Origin of the sequence: Marinobacterium sp. MBR-111 (genome assembly GCF_040547585.1) — a bacterium.
GTDB lineage: Bacteria > Pseudomonadota > Gammaproteobacteria > Pseudomonadales > Balneatricaceae > Marinobacterium > Marinobacterium iners.
In genome coordinates this window covers 14,045-27,737 of the sequence record NZ_JBEPQA010000025.1, presented here as the reverse complement: position 1 = coordinate 27,737, position 13,693 = coordinate 14,045, and the positions used below count along the sequence as shown (strand labels likewise).

12 protein-coding genes are annotated in these 13,693 nt (G+C 52.7%); 4 read left to right on the top strand and 8 right to left on the bottom strand.

Annotated features, from left to right (window positions below):
* Positions 1-60: 60 nt before the first annotated feature.
* The 4 genes from ABIE61_RS15165 to ABIE61_RS15150 are packed head-to-tail and all read right to left on the bottom strand — an operon-like array spanning position 61 to position 5,491.
* Positions 61-1,398, bottom strand: coding sequence for a TolC family outer membrane protein (locus tag ABIE61_RS15165; protein WP_354410979.1), 1,338 nt, complete (start codon positions 1,396-1,398; stop codon positions 61-63).
* 19 nt (positions 1,399-1,417) lie between these two features.
* The gene (locus ABIE61_RS15160; RefSeq protein WP_354410977.1) at positions 1,418-2,026 is read right to left on the bottom strand and encodes a helix-turn-helix transcriptional regulator; all 609 of its coding nucleotides are present in this window, start codon (positions 2,024-2,026) and stop codon (positions 1,418-1,420) included.
* Between the two features lie 3 nt (positions 2,027-2,029).
* A complete protein-coding gene (locus tag ABIE61_RS15155; protein WP_091821455.1) occupies positions 2,030-3,367 on the bottom strand; it encodes an HlyD family type I secretion periplasmic adaptor subunit in 1,338 nt (445 codons plus the stop codon).
* Positions 3,368-3,370: 3 nt separating this feature from the next.
* Positions 3,371-5,491: a type I secretion system permease/ATPase gene (locus tag ABIE61_RS15150; protein WP_354410975.1), complete on the bottom strand. Its 2,121-nt coding sequence runs from the start codon at positions 5,489-5,491 to the stop codon at positions 3,371-3,373.
* Positions 5,492-5,624: 133 nt separating this feature from the next.
* Between ABIE61_RS15150 and ABIE61_RS15145 the strand changes: the two genes are divergently transcribed.
* The gene (locus tag ABIE61_RS15145; RefSeq protein WP_354410974.1) at positions 5,625-5,996 is read left to right on the top strand and encodes a hypothetical protein; all 372 of its coding nucleotides are present in this window, start codon (positions 5,625-5,627) and stop codon (positions 5,994-5,996) included.
* Here the strand turns inward: ABIE61_RS15145 and ABIE61_RS15140 are convergent.
* The 3 genes from ABIE61_RS15140 to ABIE61_RS15130 all read right to left on the bottom strand — a co-directional run bounded on the left by ABIE61_RS15140 (position 5,984) and on the right by ABIE61_RS15130 (position 9,931).
* Positions 5,984-7,552 (bottom strand): hypothetical protein, encoded by a 1,569-nt coding sequence (locus ABIE61_RS15140; RefSeq protein ID WP_354410973.1) that lies wholly within the window; start codon positions 7,550-7,552, stop codon positions 5,984-5,986. The two genes, ABIE61_RS15145 and ABIE61_RS15140, sit on opposite strands and share 13 nt — an antisense overlap.
* Before the next feature lie 182 nt (positions 7,553-7,734).
* Positions 7,735-8,961: an argininosuccinate synthase gene (locus ABIE61_RS15135; RefSeq protein ID WP_206839550.1), complete on the bottom strand. Its 1,227-nt coding sequence runs from the start codon at positions 8,959-8,961 to the stop codon at positions 7,735-7,737.
* A 112-nt stretch (positions 8,962-9,073) separates the two neighbouring features.
* Complete coding sequence (locus tag ABIE61_RS15130) at positions 9,074-9,931, bottom strand: flagellar protein MotY (protein WP_254774937.1); 858 nt, start codon at positions 9,929-9,931, stop codon at positions 9,074-9,076.
* 165 nt (positions 9,932-10,096) lie between these two features.
* On the opposite strand from ABIE61_RS15130, the gene rnt reads away from it, so the two are divergent.
* The 3 genes from rnt to ABIE61_RS15115 are packed head-to-tail and all read left to right on the top strand — an operon-like array spanning position 10,097 to position 13,055.
* Positions 10,097-10,723: a ribonuclease T gene (rnt, locus tag ABIE61_RS15125; protein ID WP_354411027.1), complete on the top strand. Its 627-nt coding sequence runs from the start codon at positions 10,097-10,099 to the stop codon at positions 10,721-10,723.
* Positions 10,720-12,411 (top strand): sulfatase-like hydrolase/transferase, encoded by a 1,692-nt coding sequence (locus tag ABIE61_RS15120; protein WP_354410971.1) that lies wholly within the window; start codon positions 10,720-10,722, stop codon positions 12,409-12,411. Before rnt ends, ABIE61_RS15120 begins: the two co-directional genes overlap by 4 nt.
* A 17-nt stretch (positions 12,412-12,428) precedes the next feature.
* A complete protein-coding gene (locus tag ABIE61_RS15115) occupies positions 12,429-13,055 on the top strand; it encodes a hypothetical protein (RefSeq protein WP_354410968.1) in 627 nt (208 codons plus the stop codon).
* 233 nt (positions 13,056-13,288) lie between these two features.
* Here the strand turns inward: ABIE61_RS15115 and grxD are convergent, their stop codons facing one another.
* Positions 13,289-13,624 carry a Grx4 family monothiol glutaredoxin gene (grxD, locus tag ABIE61_RS15110; RefSeq protein WP_354410965.1) on the bottom strand — a complete coding sequence of 112 codons (336 nt, stop codon included), beginning with the start codon at positions 13,622-13,624 and terminating at the stop codon, positions 13,289-13,291.
* Positions 13,625-13,693: the final 69 nt, after the last annotated feature.

The following is a 13,693-nucleotide window of genomic DNA, read 5'->3' as shown; positions in this document are numbered from 1 at the left end:
ACCCTCTTGAAAGACCTCAGGCTGCGCGGGATTTTAAGCCACCCGCGCAGATGGATGCAATTACTGGCCGCTGTCAGCAACCTCCTGCTGCGCTGCACCCTGTTCACCCACATCGGGCAAAGGTATGTTGAGCGCTTCCAGTAAGTCACCGGTACCGGTCAGGATACGCAGCTGTGCAATCTGATCGTCGACTCGCGCTTCTGCCAGCTGATTCTTCGCCGAGAACACTTCGTTCTCGGTATCCAGCAAGTCGAGCAGTGAGCGCTGGCCAATATCGAACTGTTTTTTGTAGGAGTCGCGAGTATCCTGACTGGAGAGCACATGACGCTCCAGATACTCCATCTGCCGAGTCAGAATTTCATGGGCGTTCCAAGCCAGCTCAACACTTTCGCGAATCTGGCGCTCGGCATCACGCTGAATTGCCTGAGCTTCACCGATCTGATGTTCAGTCTGACGAATACGCGCCTTGTCGGCACCGCCATTGAACAGATTGTAACGCAACCTCAGCATGGCGGTCAGGTCTTCATCATCACCCTCTACACCATCTATGTTGTTATCCCAGCGACGCTCTACTTCAAAATCCAGGCGTGGATACATGGCACTTTTAGCTGCATCACGTTGCGCGACGGCCGCTTCCACATCGAACTGTGCAACACCGGCTACGGGCTGGTTTTCCAGCCCCCGTGCAATGGCCTCTTCCAGGCTGGCCGGCAGGCTCAAGTCAGCCGCCTTGAAAGGCTCTGGATTTTCAGGTGCCGGCTGACCAACCACTCGCAGATAGCTGGCCCGCGCATCGCGCAGGTTGTTTTCGGCCGCCAGCATATTAACTTCTGACAACGCCAGACGGCCTTCCGCCTGCTGAATGGAAGCCAGACTGTCCATGCCGGATTCGCTTCGCCGTTTGATCTGGTCATAGATGGTGACATGGTTATAAAGGCTTTCCTTGGCCAGCGTCAGAAGCTGATCACGACGCAGCACCTCCATATAGGCCCGACTGGCCTCCAGGGCATAACGCTGAGCTGTATCTTTCAGGCTGCTGGCACGAGATGCCGCACGCGCTTCATGACGCTTCACCTCACTGCTGGTAGCAAAGCCATCAAAGATCATCTGGTTCAGGTTAAGGCGAGCTTCACGTCTATCCAGCTCAGTATCCTGAGTACCATTCTCTTTATCAGTCCACTCGTAGCCGTAGCCAATAGTGGCATCGAGGGTAGGATAATAGCCTGCCCGAGCCTGACGAATTTCCTGAATTACGGCAGCATAGTTCTGAAGTGCGCGCTGCACTTCCGGGTTCTGCTCTATATTGTCAGCAACCACGTCCTGAAGGGTGGCAGCGGAACTCCAGCCCGCAACTCCTGCACTCAGGGCAAGTGCCAGCATTGAGTATCGAAATTTCATATCCTTGCTCCGGCTATTTTCAATGTGGGTACACCTGACCGTTTGCCTTGAGGATCAGGTCAATCCTGTCCCTCGCTCCGGCCTTTTCCAGAATGGCACTTACATGTGCCTTGACTGTACGTTCGGTTATGTTCAATTCGCGCGCAATCTCCTTGTTGCTCTCCCCCCGCTTAAGAGCCGCCATCACCTGCGACTCACGCTCACTCAGTGACCACCAGGCCGGAACATCCGCCGAGGGTTGCGATTGCTGCAGCAGACGTCTCAGCAGACGCTGCAGCAACTCGGGCCCCGCCCAGATATCGCCACGCCCAACTGCCATTACAAGCTCAGTCAGCAAGGCGCCCTGAATAAACGTGTTGGCGTATCCCCTGAAACCTTCCTGCAGCAGCTCTATACCTTCCTGATCACTGGGCGTATCAACCAAGGCAACAAGACGCAGATCATGACTGCGTGCGATCAGCTCCTGACGCTGCTTCGAATCCAGCGCACTCCAATGCAGAAGCAACACAGCCCCGTTTGGCAGTTTCAACAGCGAGCCTGAATTCAGGTCCAGCACAGCCGACTTTGCCAGCTGGGTCTGCCAACGTTCCCTGATGTCTTTTCGTTCGCTCCAGACAAACAACTCCATATCCTATCGCTCCGTCAACGCCCGCTCTTTTGCCCGATTGATCGGCTTCAACAGGTAATGCATTACTGATTTCTTACCTGTCATGATATCCACGCTGACCGTCATGCCGGCCATCAACGGCAGTACCTCCTGCTCAGCACCCACCTCTGGGGCATCCATCTCCAAACGCACCAGGTAATACGGTTGTTTGCTTTCTTCATCCATAATAGTACCGGGCGAAATAAACGCCACTTTCGCCTCCATTCCACCGTAGATGGCGAAATCATAGGCGCTCACCTTGACCACGGCAGGCTGATTCAGGCGGATATTGGCAATATCAGACGGCTTGATACGCGCTTCCACCAGCAACTGGTCCTCCCAGGGTACGATGCTCAACAGCGGGTCACCCGGCCTGACTACACCATCAATGGTATTGATCATCAGCTGTTTAACGGTCCCCTTGATGGGCGCACGCACCTCGGTACGGCTGATGCGGTCCTCCATTCCACCCAGCGCTTCTTCCAGCCTGACCTGCTCGGCAAACACTTCATTCAGCTCGGCCCGAGCGCGATTACGAAAGTTAAGCTCCATCTCTTGCTTCTTCTGCTGAATTTCCTCAATGGTGGATTCAATTCTCGGAATACTCAGCTCGATGCTCGACATCTCTCCTCGCAGATCATTTACCTGACGCCGCAGGCGCAGATGCTCAACCTCTGAAATGACGCCTTCCTTTACCAAAGGATCACTGATGCGCAGCTCTCTCAACAACAGGTTGTAACTGCGACGCAGCTGTTCAATTCTGGCCCGCGCCTCAACAAGCTCCTGTCCACGTTGCTCCTGTTGCTGCTCAAGTACCGAGAGGTTGGTACTAAGTTCTTCCCGTCGGGACGCAAACAGCAGGCGTTCCTGTTGCAACAGGTTCTGGTATTCAGACGGGAAGTCCTCAGGCAAAATAAACTCTGCATTATTTGACTCGGCTTCCAGGCGGGCGCCGCGTGCATTCAGCTCCAGCAACCGCACCTGATTCTCACGAAAGGAGCTGGCAAAGCGCTTGTCTTCGATCCGCAACAGCACTTCACCCTTATCAACAAGCTGCCCTTCGCGCACCAAAATTTCGGACACGATGCCACCTTCCAGGTTCTGGACAACCTGCAACTGATGAGACGGGATTATTTCACCCTCTCCACGTGCCAGCTCGTCAAGCTCCGCCCAGTTTGCCCAGATAATGGCAAAAACGATAAACATCGCCCCTGCCCAAAGCAGAAGGCTGGCGCCACGTGGCACTTGCTCCAGCATCGCTTCACTGATACTGGAGGTGTAGCGGATATCATCACCCTGCGGCTGTGGGGAGTGTTGGCTCATGCTTTACTTCCTCACCTGCAAACGACCCTGTTTCAAGGCTTCGAGGACACTGTCCTTAGGACCATCCGCCAAAATCCGACCGCCGTCGACGACAATAAGACGGTCAGCAAGATCCAGCAGCGACATTTTGTGAGTCACCATAACCAGAGTCTTGTTTTTCAGGTAACCCTTGAGCTGGCGTCTCATAGTCTCTTCGGAGGCGTTATCCATGGAATTACTCGGCTCATCCAACACCAGAATGGCAGGATCATGCAGTAGCGCCCTTGCCAGTGCCACCGCCTGACGCTGACCACCCGACAGGCGGCTGCCGCGCTCACCCACCGGCATATCGAAGCCCAAAGGGTGCTGATTCACGAAACTTTCCACTCCGGCCAACCGTGCAGCCGCCAGGATCTGTGTGTCGGTCGCGTGAGGCAGGCCAATAGTGATGTTATCGCGTACAGTACCAGCGAAGAGCATCACATCCTGAGGCACATAGCCCACCGAACGACGCAGATCGGTAGGGTCTATCTGGTTAAGATCGATACCGTCAATCGAGATTGCGCCTTCGGCAGGTCGGTAGAGCCCCAGCAGCAACTTCTGAATGGTACTCTTGCCCGAACCGATGCGTCCGATCAGTCCCACCTTTTCACCCGGCTGCAAGCGGAACGAAACCCCATGCAGAGCACCATATTCGGTCGAGGGGTAGGTGAAGGCTACATCCTTGAACTCGACTCCCCCCTTCAGCTCCGGTCTGTGGATATAGCGTCGCCCTGCCTCATGCTCATCGGGCAGTGCCATAATCTCGTCAAGGGTTTTCAGTGCCTTGAGCGACTGTTCATAGTGCGCGATCAGGCTGGCAATCTGTGCCAGCGGGGCTATGGCTCGGCCACTCAGAATGACACAGGCGATCAAACCACCCATGGACAGGGTCTGCTCCATGATCATGTAAACACCACCGATCACCAGCAGTACCGATGCCAACTGCTGCACAAACCCGGCCACATTCACCACTGATGAGGACAGCATGCGCGACTTGAGCCCCCAGTTAGCGATGTAGCCCACAGCACTTTCCCAACGCCCCTGCATTGGACTGGCCGCTCGCTGAGTTTTGAGGGTTTCCATGGCCGTCAGGGACTCCACCAGCGTGCCGTTTTTCTGCGCTGACGCGGTAAAGGTGTGCTCAATGGAGCGACGCAGTCGAGGCTTGACCAGCAGCGCATAGACCAGAATGATCGGGATCGCCATTGCCGGCACCACCACCAACGGGCCACCAATCCAACTGATCACCAGCAGGAACAGCAGCATAAAGGGAATGTCGATCAATACCGTGTTAGTGGTTGAGCTTAGAAAGTTGCGAATGCTCTCAAACTCGCGCAGATTACTGGCAAAAGCACCCACCGAGGCCGGCATGGCGTCGTAACGTACCCCCATCACCTTTTCAAACAACCGTGCCGACAACAGCACATCTGATTTCTTTCCGGCCACTTCAATAAAATAGGCCCTCAGCATTTTCAGGCCGAAATCGAACAGGTACACCACCAGCACACCAATCGCGAGCACCCAAAGGGTTTCAACCGCATGATTGGGTACCACTCTGTCGTAGACATTCATTACGAACAGAGGGTTGGCGAGCACAAAGAGATTGATCAGCAGCGACGCGAGCAGCACATCCCGGTAGATACGCGCCGAACGCCAAATCGTACTCCAGAACCAGTGACCCCCACGATCATCCAGTTCACGTGTTGTGGTTTCACCAAAGCTGTATTCGGCGCGCAGGAAAATGACAAAACCGGTATAGAGGGATTCAAGCTCATCCAGGCCGACACTGACGATGCCACCACTTTCAGGTTGCTGAATCTCGGCCTCACCTTTTTCGAAATCAATTTTTTGCAGTATGCATGACTGCTCATCCTTCAACAGCAGAACAGCAGGCAGCAGCAATCTGGAAAGCTTCTGCAAAGGTCGTTGGGCCACTTTGGCGGCAAACCCTGCACGTGCAGCTGCACGCAGGAAAAGCTTGGGGGTAAGGCGCCCATCAACCAGAGGCAACCCCTCAACCAGTACCTGAGCGGAAAATGGACGCTGGCTTTGCTGTGTCAACAGCACCAGGCACTCCAGCAACGGGTCCTGTCTTACATCCATGCATTACTCCAGACAGTGTAAAAACAAAACTCTAACACTTGTTTTAATCGATATAAACCCCAAATACAGGTTACAGCCGAGAGTTCTAGAGCTACACTCGAACCTGTACTTAGCTTAGATCAGGTTTATTGTAATGCTCTACGCACTCAGAGACGAAGCGGGCAATATCACCGCCCTGACCGATCGTCAGATCCCTGACTCCCATGCAGTGGATGCCGCCAATCCAGAGGTATTACGCTTCCTGTCTCTGGATTCTTCTGCTTTTACCGCCAACGAGTTTCTGGAAGATTCGGATCTATCTACCATCCGCATCCTGGAAGACTTGATCGACACCCTTATCGACCGTCAGGTAATACGCTTCACTGACCTGCCAGACGCAGCCCAGCGCAAGCTGCTCAGTCGTAAGGTCGCACGCTCCATCGTCCACCCTGATGAATATGTAGCAGCCGACAGCGACGATATGGATTCAGAGATGTTTCTCAAGGATGAGGATCAGTTATTCTGATCCTGCTGTGACAATAGCTGCACCTGGGCAGCCAGCCGCTCAGCCAGCGCCGCATGACGCTGCTGTTGGCGGGCGCTGAGCGCCGCATACTGGATTCCATAGAGCACATCATCACAGCATCGGATTGATGCCAGCAAATCCGGCGATAGACCTCGCTTGATCAATTCCAGCTCAGTTTGTACCAGATTCAAGCCAATGCTGGGGTTATCAGGCTGCACCTGCAAAGCAAAGGCAAACGCGTCACAGGCCTGCGCGAGCTCGGCCTTGCGAAAGTGCATCATGCCCTTGAGATTAGCTCTGGCCCAGTCAATATTGACCATTTTACGGGTCAACTCCTGACGCAACACTGCCACACTGCGTGAGGCTTCCGACAGCTCCAACCCGTCGCTAAGCTGATCAATCCACTGCGCCTGATCATCCAGCGGCAGTGCCAGAAAAAGATCCAGTGCCGACCTTGCTGCCTGCTCCGCCCTCGGCACATCTCCGCTACGGCGCAAAACATCTGATAACAGAAGGCGAGATTTGAAAAGTGCCACCCGATCCTGATCGAAGTCGGAAATGACCTGCTCCAGCACTTGAATCGCTTCAGCCTCGGACTCAGCGGCCAGCCCCCCCTGCTGCCCTTCGACACGGTCGCTGAGCGAACGCGCCAGAGCAAAATAATAGTCCGGCAATTGAAAGGCCGAATAGCGACCAAAGCGAATGGCTGCACGAAAGGAATCAGTTGCCAAGCGCCAGTCCTGCAACCGGGCTGCCACATTGCCAAGCTCCCCTTGCAGTGCCGCGACTGAGGGCTGAAGCAAGACAGACTTGCGCAGCAATGTCATCGATTGACTAAGATCTCCGCGCAAACGATGCAGTCGCGCCAACCAATTGAACGCATCCACGCTAACCTGCTGCTGATTAATCACCGTACTAAGACAGTCATAGGCCAGATTAAAACGCCCTTCACGGTACGCTGCAACGCCTGCCCCCACTCGCATCCAGTGCTGATCACGTGCTTCAAGCATGCGTTCAAACAGCGTCCGCGCTTCCGGGTAACGCTCCAGCCTCAGTAGAATAATCCCCTTGAAGCGCAGCAGAAATATCTTAAGCGCCGGAAATTCTCGAATCTTTTGATCACAAAGCATCAGCGCCTCAAGCCATTTCTGCTGATCCATCAGCTCAGACAAGGGCTTGAGCGACTGCTTCAAACGCACTAGCTTCTCAAGGACCTGGCGTAACTGGACACCGTTATAAGGCTTGTTGATGCAAAGATCAGGGGAGTACTCGAGAGAGCCAAATAAAAGCTCGGATGTTTCAGGGGCGGCCACCAGCACGAAACCGGTTCCGTAATGACGAATGCCTTCAGCCTGAGCCTCATGCATCACCTGCAGGCCACTTTTTTCACCTTTGCCCAGATCATAGGACATAAAGCAGATATCGACATTCTGCTCACGCAGAATCGACAGCGCCATATTGACGGACGACGCGACCTCGATGTGCCCGAACCCCAGGCCGGTGAGCAGATCACGCAACGTCCGGAGGTCTTCCAGCTGCTTATCGAGGATCAGCACCTTTTTGCCTGAAAAAAGAGTATCCATAGGCCTACAGCAACCAAGACTACCGAAAAAATAGCATGAGGGTCTGACTGCAGGCAAAACCCTTTTCCACACAGGGCTTTAGCACAGCACAAAAACAAAGGGGCGATGCCGACATGTGCCGGCATCGCCCCTTATAGATTTCCTTCAACAGGAAATCAGTCTTCAAGCAGGTTGCGCCCCTTACTGGCTGCAATGCGCATGCGCAACGCGTTCAGCTTGATGAAGCCTTCGGCATCTTTCTGGTTGTAGGAACCGGCATCGTCTTCAAAGGTCGCGATGCTTTCATCAAACAGGCTATCTTCAGAGCGACGACCCACCGCGCTGACGCTGCCCTTGTACAGCTTGATACGCACTTCGCCATTCACGTTGCGCTGACTGTAGTCGATCATCTGCTGCATCATCTTGCGCTCTTCCGACCACCAGAAGCCGTTGTAGATGATCTCGGCGTAACGCGGCATCAGTTCGTCTTTCAGGTGGGCTGCTTCGCGGTCCAGAGTGATCGACTCGATGGCACGGTGAGCCTTCATCATGATGGTGCCCCCCGGCGTCTCGTAGCAGCCACGGGACTTCATACCGACAAAGCGGTTTTCAACGATGTCGAGACGGCCAACACCGTTGGCACCACCCACCTTGTTCAGATATTCCAGTACAGTTGCCGGGCTCATCTCTTTGCCATCGATAGCCACGATGTCGCCATTGCGGTAGGTCAGTACCAGGTAGGTCGGCTCATCCGGTGCCTGCTCGGGGCTGACGCTCCAGCGCCACATATCTTCCTCGGCTTCAGCCCAGGGATCTTCCAGAATGCCGCCTTCGTAGGAAATATGCAGCAGGTTGGCATCCATGGAGTAAGGCGACTTCTTCTTGTTCTTGCTGAAGTCCACCGGAATATTACGCTCTTCGCAGTACGCCATCAGCGTTTCACGGGACGTCAGATCCCACTCGCGCCAGGGTGCAATCACTTTCACGCCCGGCTTCAGCGCATATGCACCCAGCTCAAAACGCACCTGGTCGTTACCCTTGCCAGTAGCGCCATGGGAGATCGCATCAGCACCGGTCTCATTGGCAATTTCAATCAACCGCTTGGCGATCAACGGACGCGCAATCGACGTACCGAGCAGGTATTCACCTTCGTAGATGGCATTGGCACGAAACATCGGGAATACGAAGTCACGCACAAACTCTTCACGCAGGTCTTCAATGTAGATCTCTTTCACGCCCAGCGCTTCGGCTTTTGCACGTGCAGGCTCTACCTCTTCACCCTGCCCCAGATCGGCAGTAAAGGTCACCACTTCGCAGTTATAGGTATCCTGCAACCAGCGCACGATGACGGAGGTATCAAGCCCACCCGAATACGCCAGTACGACCTTTTTTATATCGGACATGTTGCTGCTCCAGAAACTGAGTGTGCCGGTCACCACGACCGGCACACGGAAACAAATCACTCGGCACAAAGGCGAGTATCATACCAGAAAGCACAAAGGCGCTGAACAGCCTCTATTCGCGCTCAAGCCGGATCGCCACACGACGGTTCCGTGCCCGATTTTCTGCCGTATTGTTGGGCACGACCGGATAGCGTTCACCGTGATAGCGAGTGGTGATCATATCTTCCGACACTCCTTGACTGACCAGATAACGCGTCACCTCCTCGGCCCTGCGCTTGGACAGATCACGGTTCAACAGACGCCGACCGTAATTGTCTGAGTGGCCATCCACATACACTGAATGCACACTGTCATCGGTCTTGATATAAAGGGCAATCAAGTCGAGCCGCTCACGCGTTGCATCGGACAACTGCCAAGCAGCAGAAGGGAACAGCAACGCCGTACGTGCCACCTGACGATAATTTACCGGCAGCAACGTATCAAGACAGCCCAAATAATCATCGTAGGCTGATTTGAAATTGGCTGCCGAAATACCAATCTGAACCGGCTCATCACTCTGATACCAGCGCTCACTGGAAAAGGTTGGGGTCATGCCACGATGCAGCGCAACCAGCATCTGACTGGCCGCCTCACTGTCCAACTCGAGCACACCCGATTGCTGATCCACTTCCACTTCCGCGATGTTGAACGGAGCCTCCCCCGGCTGCCAGGGCGATGCCTGCGCCACCAGCATGGCAGACCCGCTTAGCTGAAAGGTTTGCGTGGGCTGCAGCCTGAAACGCAACGGTTCACCCGCCTCATGCTCGAACACGGCTCGGCCGAACGCAGGTACAGACTGGCTCAAGCGACAAAAAAAACGCGAAGTTTCCATCTCCCACACAGACTGATCGATTGATGCCCGAAACACAACGGCCTGCGCCCATCCCGGCAGCAACAGGAGCAATAGCAGGGCCATACTGGGATATTTCAATTCGGTCTCTCCCGACAATCAGGTCAGCATTCAAGTATCGGCACCAGCCGCAGGCACTTTAACTCTCATTTTGACGCCACTACCCAGACTGTTAGAATGCCTGCGGCCAATCACCTGCTGCAATAAGGACTTTCGTTGACTCAACGCAATTCAGCCCCTCATCCAATGGCAGATCGTTTTCGCGGTTTTCTGCCGGTCGTTATTGACGTCGAAACCGCCGGCTTCAACCCGCGTACCGATGCTCTGCTGGAAATCGCGGCCGTCACGCTTACGATGGATGAGAACGGCTACCTGATGATCGATCAGAGCTACGATGCGAACGTACATCCATTTCCGGGTGCCAATCTGGAGCAGTCCGCTCTGGACTTTACCGGAATCGACCCTCACGACCCGGAGCGTAACGCCCTGCCTGAAGAGGAGGCACTTGAGCAAATTTTCAAGCCGATCCGAAAATCGATCAAGTCACACGGATGCAAGCGGGCCGTTCTTGTGGGCCACAATGCATCGTTCGACCACGGGTTTGTTACCAACGCAGCTGATCGAGCCGGTATCAAGCGCAACCCTTTTCACCCGTTTTCCACCTTCGATACCGTCTCGCTGGCAGGACTGGCCTACGGCCAGACCGTTTTGGCAAAGGCCTGCAACATGGCCGGCATCGACTTTGACGGCAAACAGGCGCACTCAGCGCTATATGACACCGTCAAGACAGCAGAGCTGTTCTGCGCCATTGTTAACACCTGGAAAGACATGGGCGGCTGGGACATGGTTCTAGCCACTAGAGGCTACCAATGACCCTCTTGTCCACTTTACTCTCTCTGACCGCAATAGCTTTAAGCTTCAAATCAATTCGCACCATCCCCATGCGAGTGATATTGGCATTACTATGCTTTTTTCAACTTTTTTTACTTGGTTTCTATTTTGTTGCTGATCATTTAACCGGATCAGGAGTCAACGAATCGGTCCTTTATCACTTAAACACTGACATGGAAGGCGCCGGCCTTAAAGAATTCTCTTACCTAATAGCGCTCAGTACAGCATATCTCCTATCCATTTTATTAATGAGCACCCTTCTCTATAGGAAAAGCCATAATACCAACCACGCAAACCTCATACGCTATTCGACCAGCATAGCATTCTTCATTACAGCTTTAGCCACAAACCCCACATTTTTGGACATTGGAAGAGCTTTTTACTCAAACCAGAGTGGTACACCCTCTGATTATATAGACATAAAGAAAGCCTCCTTACCTGAAAACCCAAAGAATTTGGTTTTCATTTATTTAGAGTCACTTGAGCGCACCTATTTTAATGAAAAAATTTTTCCTAACCTGCTTCCAGAACTGAAAGCCCTTGAACAGCAAGCCATAAGCTTCACAGATATACGACAGGCATACGGAACCGGCTGGACAATTGCGGGAATCACAGCTTCACAGTGTGGCGTGCCTTTGATAACACCCGCAAATGGCAATGCAATGGGCAATATGGATCAGTTTCTCCCAAGAGCAAATTGCCTGGGTGACTTACTATCCAAACATAATTATGAATTAAACTACCTTGGCGGTGCGCATCTAAATTTTGCTGGTAAAGGGCGCTTTTATAAAACTCATAATTTTCAGCGTATTGAAGGATTACAGGAGTTACATCACACACTCAAAGACCCCTTATACACATCATCCTGGGGCCTTTTCGATGACACACTTTACGATTTGGCATATCAACGCTTTGAGGAGTTAAGCACCAAAAACCAACCTTTTGGTTTATTTATGCTTACTCTTGACACACACCATCCATCAGGCCTCCAGTCAAGCACATGCAAGGAGGTACAGTATGCCGATGGAAAAAATCCGATGCTGAATGCTGTTCATTGCGCAGACCGTTTGGCTTCATCATTTATACGCCGACTACTTTCAAGCAAGGCAGCAGACAACACCATTATCGTTGTAGCATCCGATCATTTGGCAATGCAAAACACTGCTTCTGGACTCTTAAACCAATCCCCCCGTCGTAACTTGCTCATGATGTTTGCCCCAAACCACTCTGGTGATCAGATCAGTAAACCAGGATCTACGCTGGATACTGGACCAACAATTCTACAATTGCTTGGCAGTCCAATCCGGGTTCTGGGAATGGGGCGCTCATTACTGGAAAAAAACACACCTACACTTACCGAAGCACACGCATCTCTAGATGACACCCTTACAAGCTACAGGAATTTTTTTAAATCCCTATGGTCATTTCCACAATTAGAAGCAGGCATTACTGTACAGCCAAACTCTCAGAAGCTTTTTTTGGGACAGCGGGTGCTTGATTTCCCGGCACTGATACTTCTCAACGCAGACCTGCATGTCAGAGAAGTCCGCTTCCCATCAATAGAAGACCCATCTTTGTCTTATCAGGTTTCCGACCTAGCACCGGAACAGCTTTTTATTTTGGTGGACCATTGCCCCGGGAAAAAAATATCAACCCCGACTCCCCTCTGAGCGATACCTTATTCTGCATGTCCTATGGTGCACTTGGTGCAGACGAGCCCTTCAAACGCTTAGCACTCAGAGAGAAAATACATTTTTCCAAGTACCAATTGGAAGAAGAGCTATTGGCCTATAAGGCTAGGGGGGCCGGTAAACTGTACGCTGAGCAGCGGCAACAATTGTTGTTTCTTGATCGTTACGGGACAGCAGATGTCATCGATTATGATTCATCCATTAATTCATCTTTCACCCTGGTTTCCTCCAGCTCGCCTTCCGGCAACTCACGCATAGAGACAGGCACAAGCGACATGGAACTCAGTAGAGGACTAACCTTGATCGGGCTTGGGAACGATCAAAGTGCCGTAGTACTTCAACACCAGGATACGTGTGAGCCTTACCGACACCAGGAACCACTCGTAGACTCATTCCAGAACATAATGAACCGCGAGTCGTTCCAAGTATTTGCAGTTATCGCCCATGACAGCGCCTGGTGCAGGGACAAAGAAGACATGCGCCCTGCTTTGGAGTCAACCAACCTCGAGGCATGGCAAACACTGGAGTTTCGCGTGCCATATATTGCGATTATTGACAAGAATCGAACTCAACAAGAGTTCCTGGGAAGCCCAAATGAAAGCTTAGTCATCCGAATTAATTGACTATTGTTTCTTCGTTTAACACCGGTTTGAGAGACATCCAGGCATCAAAATCGTGGAGCTGGAAGAAGACTCAAGGGACCAGCCCATTCACACACTCACCGCAGCCATTTACTTTCCAGTTGATCTTCAACTGATCAACTGAACTGCCATCGATGGTTGAAGGACTGGCCCAGCTCTCTCAATACAGCATCAGTCATGCTTCGATAATGCGTTGCTGTATACAACTACTTGCCTTAGGCCTCAGCCTCACCGGTATCCTTGGCCGCCGCCTGAATCATCTCTTTCAGCTCGCCACTTTCAGCCATCTCGCAAATGATGTCACACCCCCCAACCAGCTCACCGTTGATCCACAACTGCGGAAATGTCGGCCAGTTGGCATACTTGGGCAGCTCGGCACGGATATCCTGATTTTCGAGGATATTAACGAAGGCAAAGCGCTCACCGCAGGACATGATGGCTTCAACCGCACGCGAAGAAAAACCACACTGCGGGAACCTCGGCGTACCTTTCATGTACAGCAGGATGGCATTGTTTTCGATCTGTTCTTTGATTGTGTCGACTACACTCATTTAAAAACACCTTTGGTTAACACTTGTCGGACTGTGCCGGTGAGCAACAGTCTACCATATAACCCACCA